We start from the raw sequence: 13,604 nt of genomic DNA, 5'->3' as shown, positions 1-13,604 counted from the left end.
AAGCGCGATGGATGGCACGGAGATGGTGATCGCCGCGGCAGCGGCCTTCGTTGGAACGCATTTCCTGCTGTCGCATCCGCTGCGCAGCCCCCTCGTCAAGGCGGTTGGCGCGAACGGGTTCATGGGGGTCTACGCACTGGTCGCCTTCGCCACGCTCGGCTGGCTGGCGCATGCCTATCGTGCCGCCCCTGCCACCGCGCCTTTATGGGCGGTGGGAGAGGGGATTTGGGGCCCCGTCACGCTGGTGATGTTGCTGGCGAGCGTGCTGCTGATGGGATCGCTGCTCGGCAATCCCGCGCTGCCCGGGCCACCCGTCGCGGCCGCTCCGGCTGCGGCGCGCGGCGTGTTCAGCATCACGCGGCACCCGATGCTGTGGGCGTTCGCTTTGTGGGGGCTGTGCCACATCGCGGTCTATCCGATCGCCGCCAACATCATCGTCGCGGTGGCGATTATCGTGCTGGCGCTGGTCGGCGCGGCGCTGCAGGACCGCAAGAAGGAGGCGCTGCAACCCGATCTGTGGCGCGATTGGGAACGCAAGACGAGCTATTGGCCGTTCCTCGCCATCGCGCAGCGCCGCGCGCGCTTCGGCGGCTTCCGCCCGCATGACCTTGCGGGCGGGGTAGTGATCTGGCTGGCCGCAACCTGGGCGCATATCCCCATCGCCGGCGTGGCGGCGGGGCTATGGCGCTGGGTTTACCGCTAGAGCCGCACCATCTTCATCATCGGGGCCCCATAACGCGGCCCCGCCGTGCCGCCGCGCGGCGCGGCGCGGTCGAGCGCGGCCAGATCCTCGGCGGTCAAGCTGACCTCCACCGCCGCCATGCTGTCCTCCAGCGTCGCGCGGCGCTTGGAACCGGGGATCGGCACGATATCGTCGCCTTGTGCCAGCAACCAGGCGAGCGCGACTTGCGCCCCGCTGACGCCGTGGGCGGCGGCGGTCTGCTTGACGACATCGACGATCTTGAGGTTTTCCGCGAAATTCTCTTCCGAATAGCGCGGGTCGTTGCGCCGATAATCGCCCTCGGGCAGATCGTCGCGCGACGTGATCTGACCGGTCAGGAAACCGCGCCCGAGTGGGCTATAGGGCACGAAACCGGTGCCGAGTTCGCGGCAGGCGGGCAAAATCTCCTCCTCGATATCGCGCTCCCACAGCGAATATTCGGATTGCAGCGCCGCGATCGGATGCACTGCCGCTGCCTTGCGCAGCGTGGCGGCGCTCGCCTCGGACAGGCCAAGAAAGCGGACCTTGCCCTCGCGCACCAGCTCGGCCATCGCGCCGACAGTGTCCTCGATCGGCACGTTCGGGTCGACGCGGTGCTGGTAGAACAGGTCGATCGTGTCGATGCCAAGCCGCTGGAGCGAGCCTTCGCACGCGCGGCGGATGTTGGCGGGGGTGCTGTCGACACCGGATACCTTGCCGTCGTCGCCGAAGCGGAAGCCGAATTTGGTCGCGATCACCAGCCCGTCACGCTTTCCGCGAATGGCGCGGCCGACCAGTTCCTCGTTGATCAGCGGACCATAGACTTCGGCGGTGTCGAACAGCGTCACGCCCAGCTCGATCGCGCGGTGGATCGTGGCGATGCTCTCGGCTTCGTTCGCCGCGCCGTACATATTGGGGCCGACGCCCGCCATCGGCATGCAGCCGAGGCCAAGTGCGGAAACCGTGAGATCGGGGCCAAGCGTGCGATATTTCATGAAGGGTGTTCCTGCAGCAAGGTGTCGGCGGCGGATAGCGGGACCTTGTCCCCACGCGCTGCCACGGTCAGCGTAACCGCCAGATCGAAGATGACGTTCCCGAGGGTTCGGAAAATATCCGGCATCGTCTCGACCGCAACCAGCAGCCCAAGCGGGGCGACGGGCACGCCGAGCGTCACCGCAATCGGCGCAATCGCGCTGATGAAGCTGATTTGCCCCGGCAGGCTGACCGAGCCGAGCGAGGTCAGCACGGCGACCACGGTCGCTGCCGCCAGCGTTGCGAAGGTCATCGGCACGCCGAACCACGCCGCGACATAGATCGCCACCGCCAGGTTCATCGCCGGGCCAGTCGCGCGCATCATCGCAACGGCGAGCGGCAGCACCACGCCCGAAGTGGCCACCGGTACATCCATCTCTTCCGAACTGCGCAACATCGCGGGCAGGCTGGCGAGCGAGGATTGCGTGCTGAGCGCGACCGCCAGCACCGGCAGCGAGGCGCGGATGAACCGCCCAAGCGCCATGCGGCCGCCCCAGATGGCGACGGGCACCGCAAACAGGCTGACCACGATCCCGACCGAGGACACCGTCACGATATAGTGGAACAGTGCGCCGACCGCTGCCGTCCCGGTCTTGGCGGCCACCGTCAGGGCGAGGGCGAACACACCGATCGGCGCGATCCAGATGATCCAGCCGATCATCACCAGCATCGCATCGCGGATCGCGGAAAAGAAGGTCAGCAACGCGGTACGGCCCGTGGCATCGATCCGGGTGAGCGCAAAGGCGAAGATCAACGCGAACAGAATCAGCGACAGGAAGCCGCCATTGGCGGCGGCGGCGATGACGTTATTGGGCACCATGCCCGCCAGAAACTCACCGAGCGGCGGCACCGCGCCGGGCGGGCCGACATTCACCAGCGCGCCGCGCAAGGCGGCGGCCGAGGCGGCGGGCATCGGCACCAGGCCGAGGAACAACGGCGTGAGCAGTGCAGCGGCCACCGCGCTGCTGACCATCACCACCAGAATGATGCTGATCGCGCGCGCCGCGACTGCGCCGCTGCGTGCCGCCTCGGCGGTCGACGCAATGCCGGTGACGAGCAGCGAGAACACCAGCGGAATCACCGTCATTTGCAGCGCGTTGAGCCAGGCCGAGCCGATCGGTTGCGCCACTGCGGTCGCTCCGGGCACCGCGCCTGGCAGCCAGGTGGCAAAAGCAATGCCAAGGAGTAATCCAGCGCCCAGCGACACGAGGATCCGTGTCGACGGGCTATTCAACGTTGCAGACATACTCGCCCTTATCCGTAAGCGGCGCTATCACGCACCTCTGAAGATACGGGCATAACCCAATGGATGAGGGCTGATGGCAAGAAAATATTTCGGCACCGATGGGATTCGTGGCCTGACCAACAAAGCCCCGATGACCGCGGCGATGGCAATGCAGGTCGGCATGGCGGCGGGCGCGCACTTCCGCCGCGGCGACCACAAGCACCGCGTGGTCATCGGCAAGGATACGCGCCTGTCGGGCTATATGCTCGAATCGGCGATGGTGGCGGGCTTCACCAGCGTGGGCATGGACGTCGTGCTGTTGGGGCCAATGCCGACGCCTGCGGTCGCCATGCTGACCCAGTCGATGCGCGCCGATCTGGGCGTGATGATTTCGGCCAGCCACAATCCGTTCTTCGACAATGGCATCAAATTGTTCGGTCCCGACGGCTATAAGCTGTCTGATGCTGACGAAACCGCGATCGAGGCGCTGATCGACGGGGATATCGCGCTGTCGGCTGCCGCCGAAATTGGCCGTGCGCGGCGCGTGGATGACGCGCAGGGGCGCTATATCCATTTCGCCAAATCGACCTTTCCCGAAAATCTGCGGCTGGATGGCCTGCGCATCGTGGTCGATTGCGCCAACGGCGCGGCCTATCGTGTCGCGCCGACTGCCTTGTGGGAATTGGGGGCCGATGTCGTCGCGATCGGCGTGACGCCCAATGGCAAGAACATCAATGACGGCGTCGGCTCGACCGCGCCGCAAACCCTGTGCGAGACGGTGGTGGCAAGCGGCGCGCAGCTCGGCATCGCGCTCGATGGCGATGCCGACCGGCTGATCGTGGTCGACGAAAAGGGCCATGTCGTCGATGGCGACCAGTTGATGGCGACGATCGCTAGCGGCTGGGCGCGCAGCGGGCGGTTGAAGAATGGCGGGCTGGTCGCGACGGTCATGTCCAATCTCGGGCTCGAGCGGCATCTCGCGGCGCAGGGCATCGGCCTGGTGCGGACCGCGGTCGGTGATCGGCATGTGCTCGAGGCGATGCGCGCTCAAGGGTATAATGTCGGCGGCGAGCAATCGGGGCATATCATCCTGTCGGATTATGCGACGACGGGCGACGGGCTCGTCGCGGCGCTGCAGATCCTGGCCGAACTGGTGTGGGCGGGGGCTCCGGCGAGCGAGTTGTTGCACCGCTTCGAGCCATTGCCGCAATTGCTGAAGAATGTGCGGTTCGCGGGCGGCAAGCCGTTGGAGGCCGAGGCGGTGAAGGCGGTGATCGCGCAGGCTGAGGCCGAACTGAAGGGCAAGGGCCGGCTGGTGATCCGCCCGTCGGGCACCGAACCCGTTATCCGCGTGATGGCGGAGGGCGATGACCCCGCCCAGGTCGAGGCGGTGGTCGATCGCATTTGCGACGCCGTGCGCGTGGCGGCCGGCTAACTTCGTCCTCCCCTCCCGCTTGCGGGAGGGGCTGGGGGAGGGCATGTCATCCCGTGCCGTCCGCGACAGCCCTCCCCCGACCCCTCCCGCAAGCGGGAGGGGAGAAAGATACGAAATGCTCGAAATGCGCCCCGATTGCGAACGCTGCGGCGTGGATTTGCCCGCCGATGAAGCGGGCGCGTTCATTTGCTCGTTCGAATGCACCTTCTGCGCCGAATGTGCCGAAGCGCTCGACGATCGTTGCCCCAATTGCGGCGGCGAATTGATGGACCGTCCGGCGCGCGTCGATGACGCGCTGGCGCGCCACCCGGCGAGCACCGTGCGCCGGTTTAATTCCCCTCCCGCGCGCGGGAGGGGGTAGGGGAGGGCCTGTGACGAACCTTCCCGACCAAGACAGGCACTCCCCCAACCCCTCCCGCGCGCGGGAGGGGGGCCTTGTCCCGCGCATCCTGATCATCGCGGGGTCGGATTCGGGTGGGGGCGCTGGCATCCAGGCCGATATCAAGACGGTGACCATGCTCGGCGGCCACGCGATGACCGCGATCACCGCGATCACCGCGCAGAATACGCTGGGCGTGCAGGCGGTGCTGCCGGTACCGACCGAGATGGTGATCGCGCAGATCGAATCGTGCGTGTCGGACATTGGGGTCGATGCGGTGAAGATCGGGATGATCGGCTCGGCGGCGACCGCGCATGCGGTGGCGGACTATCTTGAACGCCTTAGCCCCTCCCCTTCAGGGGAGGGGCTGGGGTGGGGCCTCTCCCCGGATGCGCCCACTATAGGCACGGCCCCACCCCCAACCCCTCCCCTGAAAGGGAGGGGCTTAAGCATCCCCATCGTCTTCGATCCTGTGATGGTTGCGACCAGCGGCGACGTGCTGGCCGATGCCGATACGATTGCGGCGTTCGAGCGGTTGATGCGGATCGCGACGGTGGTGACGCCCAACTTGCCGGAATTGGAGGCACTGCAAAAATCCCTCTCCCAGCGGGAGAGGGAGGGAGCCGCGCAGCGGCGGAAGGGTGAGGGTGACCCGGCGGCTGGAGCAGACCCTCACCCTTCCCACGCCTTCGGCGCGGGCCCCTTCCCTCTCCCGCTGGGAGAGGGATTTTTGCTCGTCAAAGGCGGGCATGGCGAAGGGGACGAGATCGTCGATCGGTTGATCGGCCCCCAAGGCGAGGTCGCGTCCTGGTCTGCCACGCGAATCGAAACCCGCAGCACCCACGGCACCGGCTGCACGCTGGCGTCGGCGATCGCGACGTTGCTGGCACAGGGGCAGTCGCTCACCGCAGCGATCGCTGGCGCGCGGCACTTTGTTCGGCTTGCCTTGCACGATGCCCCCGGCCTTGGCGGCGGACATGGGCCAATGGGGCATCAGGCGGTGCGGCTCGATATCGGGCCGGAGCGGCGGCTCAACCAGATCACGCTCGGTCTGTCCGATTATGCTGCCTCGTGCGATTTCTACCGCACGCTCGGCCTTACCCAGATCGTTGCCACCGACGATGCGCATTATGCGCGGTTTGAGGCACCGGGCGGCGCGACGCTGTCGATCGAGCAAGGCGCGGAACCGACAGTGTTTTTCGAATGCGCCGATCTCGACGCCGAAGTCGCGCGATTGCAGACGGCGGGGGTGGTGTTCGACCAGCCGCCGACCGAGCAGCCCTGGGGCTGGCGCGAGGCGCGGCTGCGCGATCCCGCAGGCAATGCGGTCTGCCTCTATCAAGCTGGCGAAAACCGCCGCTATCCGCCATGGCGCTTGCGCGATGCCTAGCCTGAAACACGAGAAACTGTGCCTTGCGCCTGTCGCCGGGGTGGACGAGGCCGGGCGCGGGCCGCTGGCTGGGCCGGTGGTCGCCGCTGCGGTGATCCTGCCGGCCAAGGGTATCCCACGCGGCATCGATGATTCGAAGAAGCTCGCCCATGCCGACCGCGCGCGGCTGCATGACCGGTTGCGTGCCTGCGCGATCGTCGGGATCGGGATTGTCGAGGCCGAGGAGATCGACACGCTCAATATCTATTGGGCGACGATGAAGGCGATGACGCTGGCGGTCGAGGCGCTCGGCTGCGCGCCGGGGCATGTGCTGGTCGATGGCAACCGCTTGCCCAAATGGGGCTTTGCGGCGACGCCGATCGTGAAGGGCGATTCGATCAGCCTGTCGATCGCCGCCGCCTCGATCATCGCCAAGCATACCCGCGACACAATCATGCTCGCGCATGCCGAGGCGCATCCGCATTATGGCTGGCACAGCAACAAGGGCTATGGCGCGCCCGACCATTTGCGCGCGCTGCGCGAGCATGGCCCGTGTCCGCTCCACCGCCGCAGCTTCGCGCCGGTCGCGGAGGCCTATCGCGCGCGGGAAACGCTGCTGGTGTGATTCGGGTCGGAATTCGTTCCGGGGCCATCTTTTTTATCGCAAGTGAGTCCTCGCGGCGACACCCCAGCGGTTGGGCCTGTGGATAACTCCGGACTCAACATCTGCCCTGCTTCCCGAAATGTTCCGCCTTGTTAACGATTTGGCAGAGGTTTTCGTTAACCAATGTTCGCTTGACGGGAGTCCCCACATTCGCAGGGATGCGCGCGACAGCGAATAAAGGCGGGCATGATGGGCGTTTTGGAAAAGATCAGGGTCGGGACGAAGCTCGACACGGTGCCGCGCGTGCCGATGGCCGAATTGCCGCTCGACCAGATCCTGCAGGGGGATTGCATCGCGGCGATGCGCGCGTTGCCGGCCAAATCGGTCGACCTGATCTTCGCCGATCCTCCCTATAATCTGCAGCTCGGCGGCGACCTGTCGCGGCCCGATGGCAGCCATGTCGATGCGGTGACCGACGAATGGGACAAGTTCGATTCGCTCAGCGCCTATGACAAGTTTACGCGCGAATGGCTGGTCGAGGCGAAGCGGATCCTGAAAGACAATGGCGCGATCTGGGTGATCGGCAGCTATCACAATATCTTCAAGGTCGGTGCCGCGATCCAGGATCTCGGCTATTGGATCCTCAACGACATCGTGTGGCGCAAGGCCAACCCGATGCCCAATTTCAAGGGCACGCGCTTCACCAACGCCCATGAAACGCTGATCTGGGCGTCGATGGGCGAGAAGGCCAAATACACCTTCAACTATCGCAGCATGAAGACGCTGAACGACGAATTGCAGATGCGCAGCGACTGGGAATTTCCGGTGTGCGGCGGGCAGGAGCGGCTGAAGAAGGACGGGGTCAAGGTCCATCCGACGCAGAAGCCCGAGGCGTTGATCTATCGCATCCTGCTTGCCTGCACCAAGCCGGGCGACGTGGTGCTCGATCCGTTCTTCGGCACCGGCACGACCGGCGCGGTCGCCAAGCGGCTCGGACGGCGCTGGATCGGGATCGAGCGCGAGGACGACTATATCGCCGCCGCGCGCGAACGCATCGCTGCGGCGCTGCCGCTGGATGAATCCTCGCTCAAGACGATGCAAAGCCCGAAGGCCGCGCCCAAGGTGGCGTTCGGCGTGCTGGTCGAAAATGGGTATCTGACGGCGGGTCATGTGCTGTGCGATGCCAAGCGCCGCCACCGCGCGCTGGTGCGCGCCGATGGCAGTTTGGAAAGCGTGTGCGGCGCGGTCGGGTCGATCCACAAATTGGGCTCGACGCTGCAGAACGCGCCCGCCTGCAACGGCTGGACCTTCTGGCATTATGAAACGCCCGAGGGGCTGAAGCCGATCGACGTGCTGCGCCAGACCTATCTGCTGGCGACCCAGCCTTAGCCGCACACCGTCATGCCGGACTTGTTCCGGCATCCACGGTGCCGCAAAGAACATCGCGCGGGGATGGCACCACGGTGGACCCCGGAACAGTCCGGGGTGACGTACTATGACCCTCCACCTCCGCCCGATCCAGTTTGTCGATACCCCGGTGGATCGCGACGGCGCGGTCGCGCGGCTGGCGGGCGGGATGCTGTGGTTCTCCGCTTATGAGGTAATTGAGGACGGGCGGCGGCGCACCGTGCCGGTGGCCGAGCTTGGCCCGCTGCTGCGCGACGAGCGTGCTGCCTCGCTCCACGCCGCGATCACCGCGCCGCGCGCGCCTTTGGTGCTGGGCGAGCGGACGTTGCGCTTCGATCAGCCGATGGTTGCGGGCATCCTCAATGTGACGCCCGACAGTTTTTCGGATGGCGGCGCAGTTCATGACGATCCGGCCGCCGCCGCCAGTGCGGGCGTGGCGATGGCGGAGGCGGGCGCGGCGCTGATCGACGTCGGCGGCGAATCGACCCGGCCCGGGGCCGCGACGGTGTGGGAAGGCGATGAGATCACGCGTGTCGTGCCGGTGATCGAACGGCTCGCGCGCAGCGGCACGCTCGTTTCGATCGATACGCGCAAGGCTGGCGTGATGGAGGCGGCGCTGGGCGCAGGCGCCGCGATCGTCAACGATGTCGCCGCGTTATTGTGGGATGATCGCGCGCTGGAGGTGGTGGCGAAGGCCGGATGCCCGGTCGTGCTGATGCATTCGCCCGATCCGGCCAAGGGCGGCCATGGCAGTGTCGGCTATCGGGACGTGCTGCTCGAGGTGTTCGACTGGCTCGAGGCGCGGATTGCGGCGGTGGTCGCGGGTGGGGTGGACCGCTCCCGGATCCTCGTTGACCCCGGCATTGGCTTTGGCAAATCGCTGTCGGACAATCTCGCGCTGATCAATGGCCTTGCGCTGTTGCACGGCCTTGGCTGTCCGATCCTGCTGGGTGCCAGCCGCAAACGCCTGATTGGCGCGCTGTCCAATGAAGCGCCCGCGCGCGAGCGCCTGGGCGGATCGATCGCGCTGGCGATGGCGGGGGTGGCGGCGGGCGCGCAGCTGCTGCGGGTGCATGATGTCGCGGAGACGGCGCAGGCAGTGCGCGTCTGGCGTGGCTTGCGCGATCGGGCACTGGTCGGACGCTAGCGGCACGGCTAACCCAGCCGTCAGGTTGGAGGGAAGACGCCCATGATTATCGATTCCGGCCCGCGCCTGCGCCAGATTTTCGCCGAGGTGTGGCGACCGCTGCTCGTGCTGTTCGTCTGGGATGTGGTGGTGACGGGGGGCTATTATTTGCTCCCGTTCCACGCGCCGTCGCTGCCGTTGACGCTGTTCGGGTCGGCGCTGGCGCTGTTTCTCGGCTTTCGCAGCACCTCGGCCTATCAGCGCTGGTGGGAGGGGCGCGTGCTGTGGGGCGCGATGATCAACGCCTCGCGCAGCCTTGCCCGAACGGTGCGGAGTTATCTGCCCGACGCCGAAGGGCGGGATCTGCAGCGCGCGATCATCCTGCGTCATGTGACTTATGTGAACGTCCTGCGCTGTCAGTTGCGGCGGCAGGACCCCAGGCCCGAGGTAGAGCGCTTCCTGTCCCCGGACGAAGCCAAGCCCTCGCTCGCGCGCACCAACACCGCCAATGGCATCCTCGACGGCACCGGCCGCCGGATCGACCATGCGCGCGTGCTCGGCTGGATCGACACGGTGCAACAAGCGGCGATCGAGCGGATCCTGGTCGATATCACCAACGCGCAAGGCGGGATGGAGCGGTTGAAGAACACGCCTTTGCCCAATCAGTACCGCTTCTTCCCCGAGCTGTTCACCCGGCTGTTCTGCGTGCTGCTGCCGATCGGGCTGGTCGAGACGCTGGAATTTGCCACGCCGATCGGTTCGACCGTGGCGGGGGCGATGTTCCTCGCGGTGCTGCGCATTGGCGACGATCTGGTCGATCCCTTCGCCAATACCGTGCACGACGTGCCGCTGAGCGCGATGTGCCGCACGATCGAGATCGACTTGCTGCAAGCGCTGGGCGATCCAGCCCCCGAACCGATGCGTCCCGTCAAAGGGATCCTCTGGTAGGAAAAGGGCGGTAGTCGCCTACCGCCCCACCACAATCAGCAGCCGTTCTTGCGATTCTGTGCCGCGTCATGCTTCTTGTCGAGATGCTTGCCGAGCAGGGCACCGCCAACGCCGCCCGCCAGCGTGCCGAGCACGCCGCCGCCGAGCACATTGCCCGCGACCGCGCCGCCAACGCCACCGGCGATTGCTCCGGTGGTGCCGCTGCTGCGTTTGCAGCGATAATAACGGCCGTCCTCGCCGCGATAGGTCCGCTGATCGTCGCGACGATCATAGCGACGGTCGTCACGATCCTGCGCGACGGCCATGGTCGGCATGGCCGCCGGGACCAGCGAGAGCGCGGCCAGCGCCGCGAAAACGGATTTCTTCGACATGGGTAATCTCCTCGACGCTGTAACACACAGCGCTGCGGATATTTCCGCATCGGCCCTGAATTTGCGGTGAAGCGATCGTACAGGCGCGGTTAGGCTGCGGCGTTGTCGATCCCCAATTCGCCAAGCTTGCGGTACAGCGTCGAGCGGCCGATGCCGAGCCGTCGCGCCACTTCGGTCATGCGCCCGCGATAATGGCCGATCGCAAGGCGGATGACATCGGCCTCGATTTCCTCGAGCGCGCGCAAATTGCCATCGGCATGGAACAGCGTGACGCCGCCGCTGGTCGCCATCGGCACCGGGGTCGGCGTGGTGTGGCGCTGCCCGCCAAGCGCCGCGATCTGCGGGAAGTCCGCGCGCGTCAGCGCCGATCCGTCGCACAGCACGGCGGCGCGAAACAAGGCGTTCTGGAGCTGGCGCACGTTGCCGGGCCAGTCATACCGTCCCAGCAAGGCGAGCGCATCGTCGGTGATGCCAAGCTGGCGCAACCCCGGCTGTTGCGCGATCCGCGCGAGCAGATGGCGGGCGAGCGCCGGAATATCGCCGGTGCGTTCGCGCAAAGGCGGGATCGTCACCTGCACGACGTTGAGGCGGTAATAGAGGTCTTCGCGGAAGCGCCCGGCCTCGACTTCCTCGATCAAGCGCTTGTTGGTGGCGGCGATGACGCGAACATCGACTTCGCGGACGTGGCGTGCGCCGATCGGCTGGATCTCGCCCGATTGCAGCACGCGCAGCAATTTGACCTGCGCATCGAGCGGCATTTCACCGATTTCGTCGAGGAACAGCGTCCCGCCATCGGCGAGTTGGAAGCGGCCGATCTTGCGCTCGAACGCGCCGGTAAACGCGCCCTTTTCATGGCCGAACAGCTCGGATTCGACGAGGTTGGGCGGCAAGGCACCGCAATTGACCGCGACCATCGGCTTCTTGTTGCGCGGCGACGCGGCATGGATCGCCTCGGCGACGACTTCCTTGCCGACGCCGCTCTCGCCCTCCAGCAGCACCGGCACGCGCGCCCGCGCCGCTTTGGCAGCGATGGCGAGCGCGGCCCGGAAATCCGGCGCGGAACCGACGATCTCGTCAAACGCCAGCAGCGCCGGGATCTTTTCGGTCAATGGTCGCAATTCACCCGCCGCCTTGCCCGCGACCGCCGCGTCGAGCGCGCCAAGCAGCCGTTCGGGCGCGAGCGGTTTCACCAGAAAATCGGTGGCACCGCTGCGCATTGCGGCGACGGCCTGCGCGACCGAGCCATTGGCGGTCAGCAACAGCAGCGGCAGATCGGGGCGGCGGGTGCGGATTTCCTCGATGAGGGCGGTCGGATCGGCCTCGGGGGCCCATTGGTCGAGCAGCACGGCATCGAGCTGCATCCCGTCCGGCGTGCCCAGCATCGCGATCGCCATTTCGCCGTCGGCTGCGAACACCGCGCGCCAACCGCGCCGCACCGCGATCGCCGCGACTAGGCGGCGCTGCGCAGGTTCGTCGTCGATCAACATCAGCAGGCGCTGTCCGTTGCGCGTCATGCTTTACCCCAATGCGTGCCAAATCCAGCCGCCAGCCATAGCGACAAGGTATGAAAGCGGGCTTAAACGCCCCGTCATGGGACGGGTGGGACAAAGTCGACCGATACCAAGGTAGCGCTGTAACAAACCTATGAGGGGTTGAGGGGCTAGCCTGCGCGGGCTAAGCACGGGTCCGAAGCGGGGGTAACCCCGGATCTTCGAGGGGAGAAACGATGGCTGCCGATAGCGAGCTGCAAGTTCACCGCGCGACCTATGAAAAGGTCATTGCTGTCCTGAAATATGGTGCGATCGCGTGCTTCATCATCGCGTTCGTGGTGGTGTGGCTGATCTCGGGCAAATAAGCGTGAAGATCGCTGTCCTGCGTGAAACCGCCGAGGGCGAGCGCCGCGTTGCCGCCACTCCGGAAACCGTCAAAAAATTCATCGCGCTCGGCGCGAGCGTCGCGGTCGAAAGCGGCGCGGGGCTGACCGCCTCGATCGCCGATGCCGATTATGCCGCCGCGGGTGCAACGCTGGGAGACCGCGCGGCGACCTTGGCGGGGGCCGAGATCGTGCTGGCGGTGCAGGGGCCTGCCGCCGATACGCTGAGCGGTGTCGCTCCCGGCGCATGGCTTGCCGCCGCGCTCAACCCCTTTGCCGACCGTGCGCGGATCGAGGGCTATGCCGCTGCGGGCCTCGAAGCGCTGGCGATGGAATTCATGCCGCGCATTACGCGCGCGCAATCGATGGATATCCTGTCGTCGCAGTCGAATCTCGCAGGCTACAAAGCGGTGCTCGATGCGGCCAGCGTCTATGGCCGCGCCTTTCCGATGATGATGACGGCAGCGGGCACCGTCTCCGCCGCGCGCGTGTTCGTGATGGGCGTGGGCGTTGCCGGGTTGCAGGCGATCGCCACCGCACGGCGCCTCGGCGCGCAGGTCTCGGCGACCGACGTGCGCTCGGCGACCAAGGAGCAGATCCTGTCGCTGGGGGCGAAGCCCGTCTTCGTCGAAAGCGTTGCGGGGATCGAGGGCGAAGGCTCGGGCGGCTATGCCGGCGAGATGAGCCCGGAATATCAGGCGGCGCAGGCCGAACTGGTGTCGTCGCACATCGCCAAGCAGGACATCGTCATTACGACGGCGCTGATTCCGGGACGCCCCGCGCCACGGCTGATTTCGGCGGCGCAGGTGGCGAGCATGCGGCCGGGGTCGGTGATTGTCGATCTCGCGGTCGAAAGCGGCGGCAATGTCGAGGGCGCGGTGGCGGGCGAAACCGTGGTGGTGAGCGGCGTATCGATCGTCGGCCACCGCAATGTCGCGTCGCGGCTGGCGGCGGATGCCTCGGCCTTGTTCTCGCGCAATTTGTTCAATTTCCTCAGCGCCTTTTGGGACAAGGAGGCGGGCAAGCCCGTGCTCGATGCCGAGATCGGCGATGCGATCCGGCTGACGCAAGGCGGCAAGATCGTCAACGCGCGGTTGCTCCCGGCGGTATGAGCGCTGCTGTCCTACACCCCCCG

The 13,604-nt window shown here is 66.4% G+C and carries 14 protein-coding genes; 10 read left to right on the top strand and 4 right to left on the bottom strand.

Annotation, left to right across the window (positions count from 1 at the left end; all coding sequences use genetic code 11):
• The first annotated feature begins 7 nt into the window (after positions 1-7).
• The gene (locus ACP7BL_RS14385) at positions 8-703 is read left to right on the top strand and encodes an NnrU family protein (RefSeq protein ID WP_426258658.1); all 696 of its coding nucleotides are present in this window, start codon (positions 8-10) and stop codon (positions 701-703) included.
• Here the strand turns inward: ACP7BL_RS14385 and ACP7BL_RS14380 are convergent.
• Positions 700-1,695 (bottom strand): aldo/keto reductase, encoded by a 996-nt coding sequence (locus tag ACP7BL_RS14380; RefSeq protein ID WP_426258657.1) that lies wholly within the window; start codon positions 1,693-1,695, stop codon positions 700-702. The genes ACP7BL_RS14385 and ACP7BL_RS14380 overlap by 4 nt on opposite strands.
• The gene (locus ACP7BL_RS14375; protein WP_426258656.1) at positions 1,692-2,978 is read right to left on the bottom strand and encodes a dicarboxylate/amino acid:cation symporter; all 1,287 of its coding nucleotides are present in this window, start codon (positions 2,976-2,978) and stop codon (positions 1,692-1,694) included. Before ACP7BL_RS14375 ends, ACP7BL_RS14380 begins: the two co-directional genes overlap by 4 nt.
• Positions 2,979-3,051: 73 nt before the next feature.
• On the opposite strand from ACP7BL_RS14375, the gene glmM reads away from it, so the two are divergent.
• The 7 genes from glmM (at position 3,052) to ACP7BL_RS14340 (ending at position 10,225) form a co-directional block, all read left to right on the top strand.
• Complete coding sequence (gene glmM / locus ACP7BL_RS14370; RefSeq protein WP_126846025.1) at positions 3,052-4,392, top strand: phosphoglucosamine mutase; 1,341 nt, start codon at positions 3,052-3,054, stop codon at positions 4,390-4,392.
• Positions 4,393-4,507: 115 nt separating this feature from the next.
• Positions 4,508-4,753 (top strand): DUF1272 domain-containing protein, encoded by a 246-nt coding sequence (locus ACP7BL_RS14365; protein ID WP_126846027.1) that lies wholly within the window; start codon positions 4,508-4,510, stop codon positions 4,751-4,753.
• A gap of 85 nt (positions 4,754-4,838) precedes the next feature.
• Positions 4,839-6,161, top strand: a complete 1,323-nt coding sequence (locus ACP7BL_RS14360; protein WP_426258671.1) for a bifunctional hydroxymethylpyrimidine kinase/phosphomethylpyrimidine kinase — start codon at positions 4,839-4,841, stop codon at positions 6,159-6,161.
• Positions 6,154-6,765, top strand: coding sequence for a ribonuclease HII (locus ACP7BL_RS14355; protein ID WP_426258655.1), 612 nt, complete (start codon positions 6,154-6,156; stop codon positions 6,763-6,765). The genes ACP7BL_RS14360 and ACP7BL_RS14355 overlap by 8 nt, the downstream gene beginning before the upstream one ends.
• 228 nt (positions 6,766-6,993) lie before the next feature.
• Complete coding sequence (locus tag ACP7BL_RS14350) at positions 6,994-8,133, top strand: site-specific DNA-methyltransferase (protein WP_033965847.1); 1,140 nt, start codon at positions 6,994-6,996, stop codon at positions 8,131-8,133.
• Positions 8,134-8,239: 106 nt separating this feature from the next.
• A complete protein-coding gene (gene folP, locus ACP7BL_RS14345; RefSeq protein WP_426258654.1) occupies positions 8,240-9,298 on the top strand; it encodes a dihydropteroate synthase in 1,059 nt (352 codons plus the stop codon).
• 42 nt (positions 9,299-9,340) lie between these two features.
• On the top strand, positions 9,341-10,225 hold the full coding sequence (locus ACP7BL_RS14340; RefSeq protein WP_033965840.1) for a bestrophin family protein: 885 nt from the start codon (positions 9,341-9,343) through the stop codon (positions 10,223-10,225).
• 35 nt (positions 10,226-10,260) lie between these two features.
• Here ACP7BL_RS14340 and ACP7BL_RS14335 read toward each other — a convergent pair whose 3' ends face one another.
• Both ACP7BL_RS14335 and ACP7BL_RS14330 read right to left on the bottom strand, forming a co-directional pair.
• Positions 10,261-10,596, bottom strand: a complete 336-nt coding sequence (locus ACP7BL_RS14335; RefSeq protein ID WP_033965839.1) for a hypothetical protein — start codon at positions 10,594-10,596, stop codon at positions 10,261-10,263.
• 89 nt (positions 10,597-10,685) lie between these two features.
• On the bottom strand, positions 10,686-12,110 hold the full coding sequence (locus tag ACP7BL_RS14330; RefSeq protein ID WP_341204242.1) for a sigma-54 dependent transcriptional regulator: 1,425 nt from the start codon (positions 12,108-12,110) through the stop codon (positions 10,686-10,688).
• Positions 12,111-12,322: 212 nt separating this feature from the next.
• Here ACP7BL_RS14330 and ACP7BL_RS14325 point away from each other — a divergent pair, with 212 nt between their 5' ends.
• Complete coding sequence (locus ACP7BL_RS14325; RefSeq protein ID WP_086010570.1) at positions 12,323-12,451, top strand: aa3-type cytochrome c oxidase subunit IV; 129 nt, start codon at positions 12,323-12,325, stop codon at positions 12,449-12,451.
• 2 nt (positions 12,452-12,453) lie between these two features.
• Positions 12,454-13,581: an NAD(P) transhydrogenase subunit alpha gene (locus tag ACP7BL_RS14320; protein ID WP_426258653.1), complete on the top strand. Its 1,128-nt coding sequence runs from the start codon at positions 12,454-12,456 to the stop codon at positions 13,579-13,581.
• Positions 13,582-13,604 lie beyond the last annotated feature (23 nt).

The sequence above is a fragment of the Sphingomonas sp. DC1600-2 genome (assembly GCF_049897605.1).
Classification (GTDB): domain Bacteria; phylum Pseudomonadota; class Alphaproteobacteria; order Sphingomonadales; family Sphingomonadaceae; genus Sphingomonas.
The sequence above is the reverse complement of the archived record's forward strand: the minus strand, read 5'-3'. Positions and strand labels throughout refer to the sequence as shown.

What these genes read in the sequence shown, in the direction of transcription:
- ACP7BL_RS14355 (WP_426258655.1), top strand. Translation starts at nt 6,154, where the DNA reads ATGCCTAGCCTGAAACACGAGAAACTGTGCCTTGCGCCTGTCGCCGGG.
- ACP7BL_RS14380 (WP_426258657.1), bottom strand. Translation starts at nt 1,695, where the DNA reads ATGAAATATCGCACGCTTGGCCCCGATCTCACGGTTTCCGCACTTGGC.
- folP (WP_426258654.1), top strand. Translation starts at nt 8,240, where the DNA reads ATGACCCTCCACCTCCGCCCGATCCAGTTTGTCGATACCCCGGTGGAT.
- ACP7BL_RS14335 (WP_033965839.1), bottom strand. Translation starts at nt 10,596, where the DNA reads ATGTCGAAGAAATCCGTTTTCGCGGCGCTGGCCGCGCTCTCGCTGGTC.
- ACP7BL_RS14385 (WP_426258658.1), top strand. Translation starts at nt 8, where the DNA reads ATGGATGGCACGGAGATGGTGATCGCCGCGGCAGCGGCCTTCGTTGGA.
- ACP7BL_RS14340 (WP_033965840.1), top strand. Translation starts at nt 9,341, where the DNA reads ATGATTATCGATTCCGGCCCGCGCCTGCGCCAGATTTTCGCCGAGGTG.
- ACP7BL_RS14330 (WP_341204242.1), bottom strand. Translation starts at nt 12,110, where the DNA reads ATGACGCGCAACGGACAGCGCCTGCTGATGTTGATCGACGACGAACCT.
- ACP7BL_RS14325 (WP_086010570.1), top strand. Translation starts at nt 12,323, where the DNA reads ATGGCTGCCGATAGCGAGCTGCAAGTTCACCGCGCGACCTATGAAAAG.
- ACP7BL_RS14375 (WP_426258656.1), bottom strand. Translation starts at nt 2,978, where the DNA reads ATGTCTGCAACGTTGAATAGCCCGTCGACACGGATCCTCGTGTCGCTG.
- glmM (WP_126846025.1), top strand. Translation starts at nt 3,052, where the DNA reads ATGGCAAGAAAATATTTCGGCACCGATGGGATTCGTGGCCTGACCAAC.
- ACP7BL_RS14365 (WP_126846027.1), top strand. Translation starts at nt 4,508, where the DNA reads ATGCTCGAAATGCGCCCCGATTGCGAACGCTGCGGCGTGGATTTGCCC.
- ACP7BL_RS14350 (WP_033965847.1), top strand. Translation starts at nt 6,994, where the DNA reads ATGGGCGTTTTGGAAAAGATCAGGGTCGGGACGAAGCTCGACACGGTG.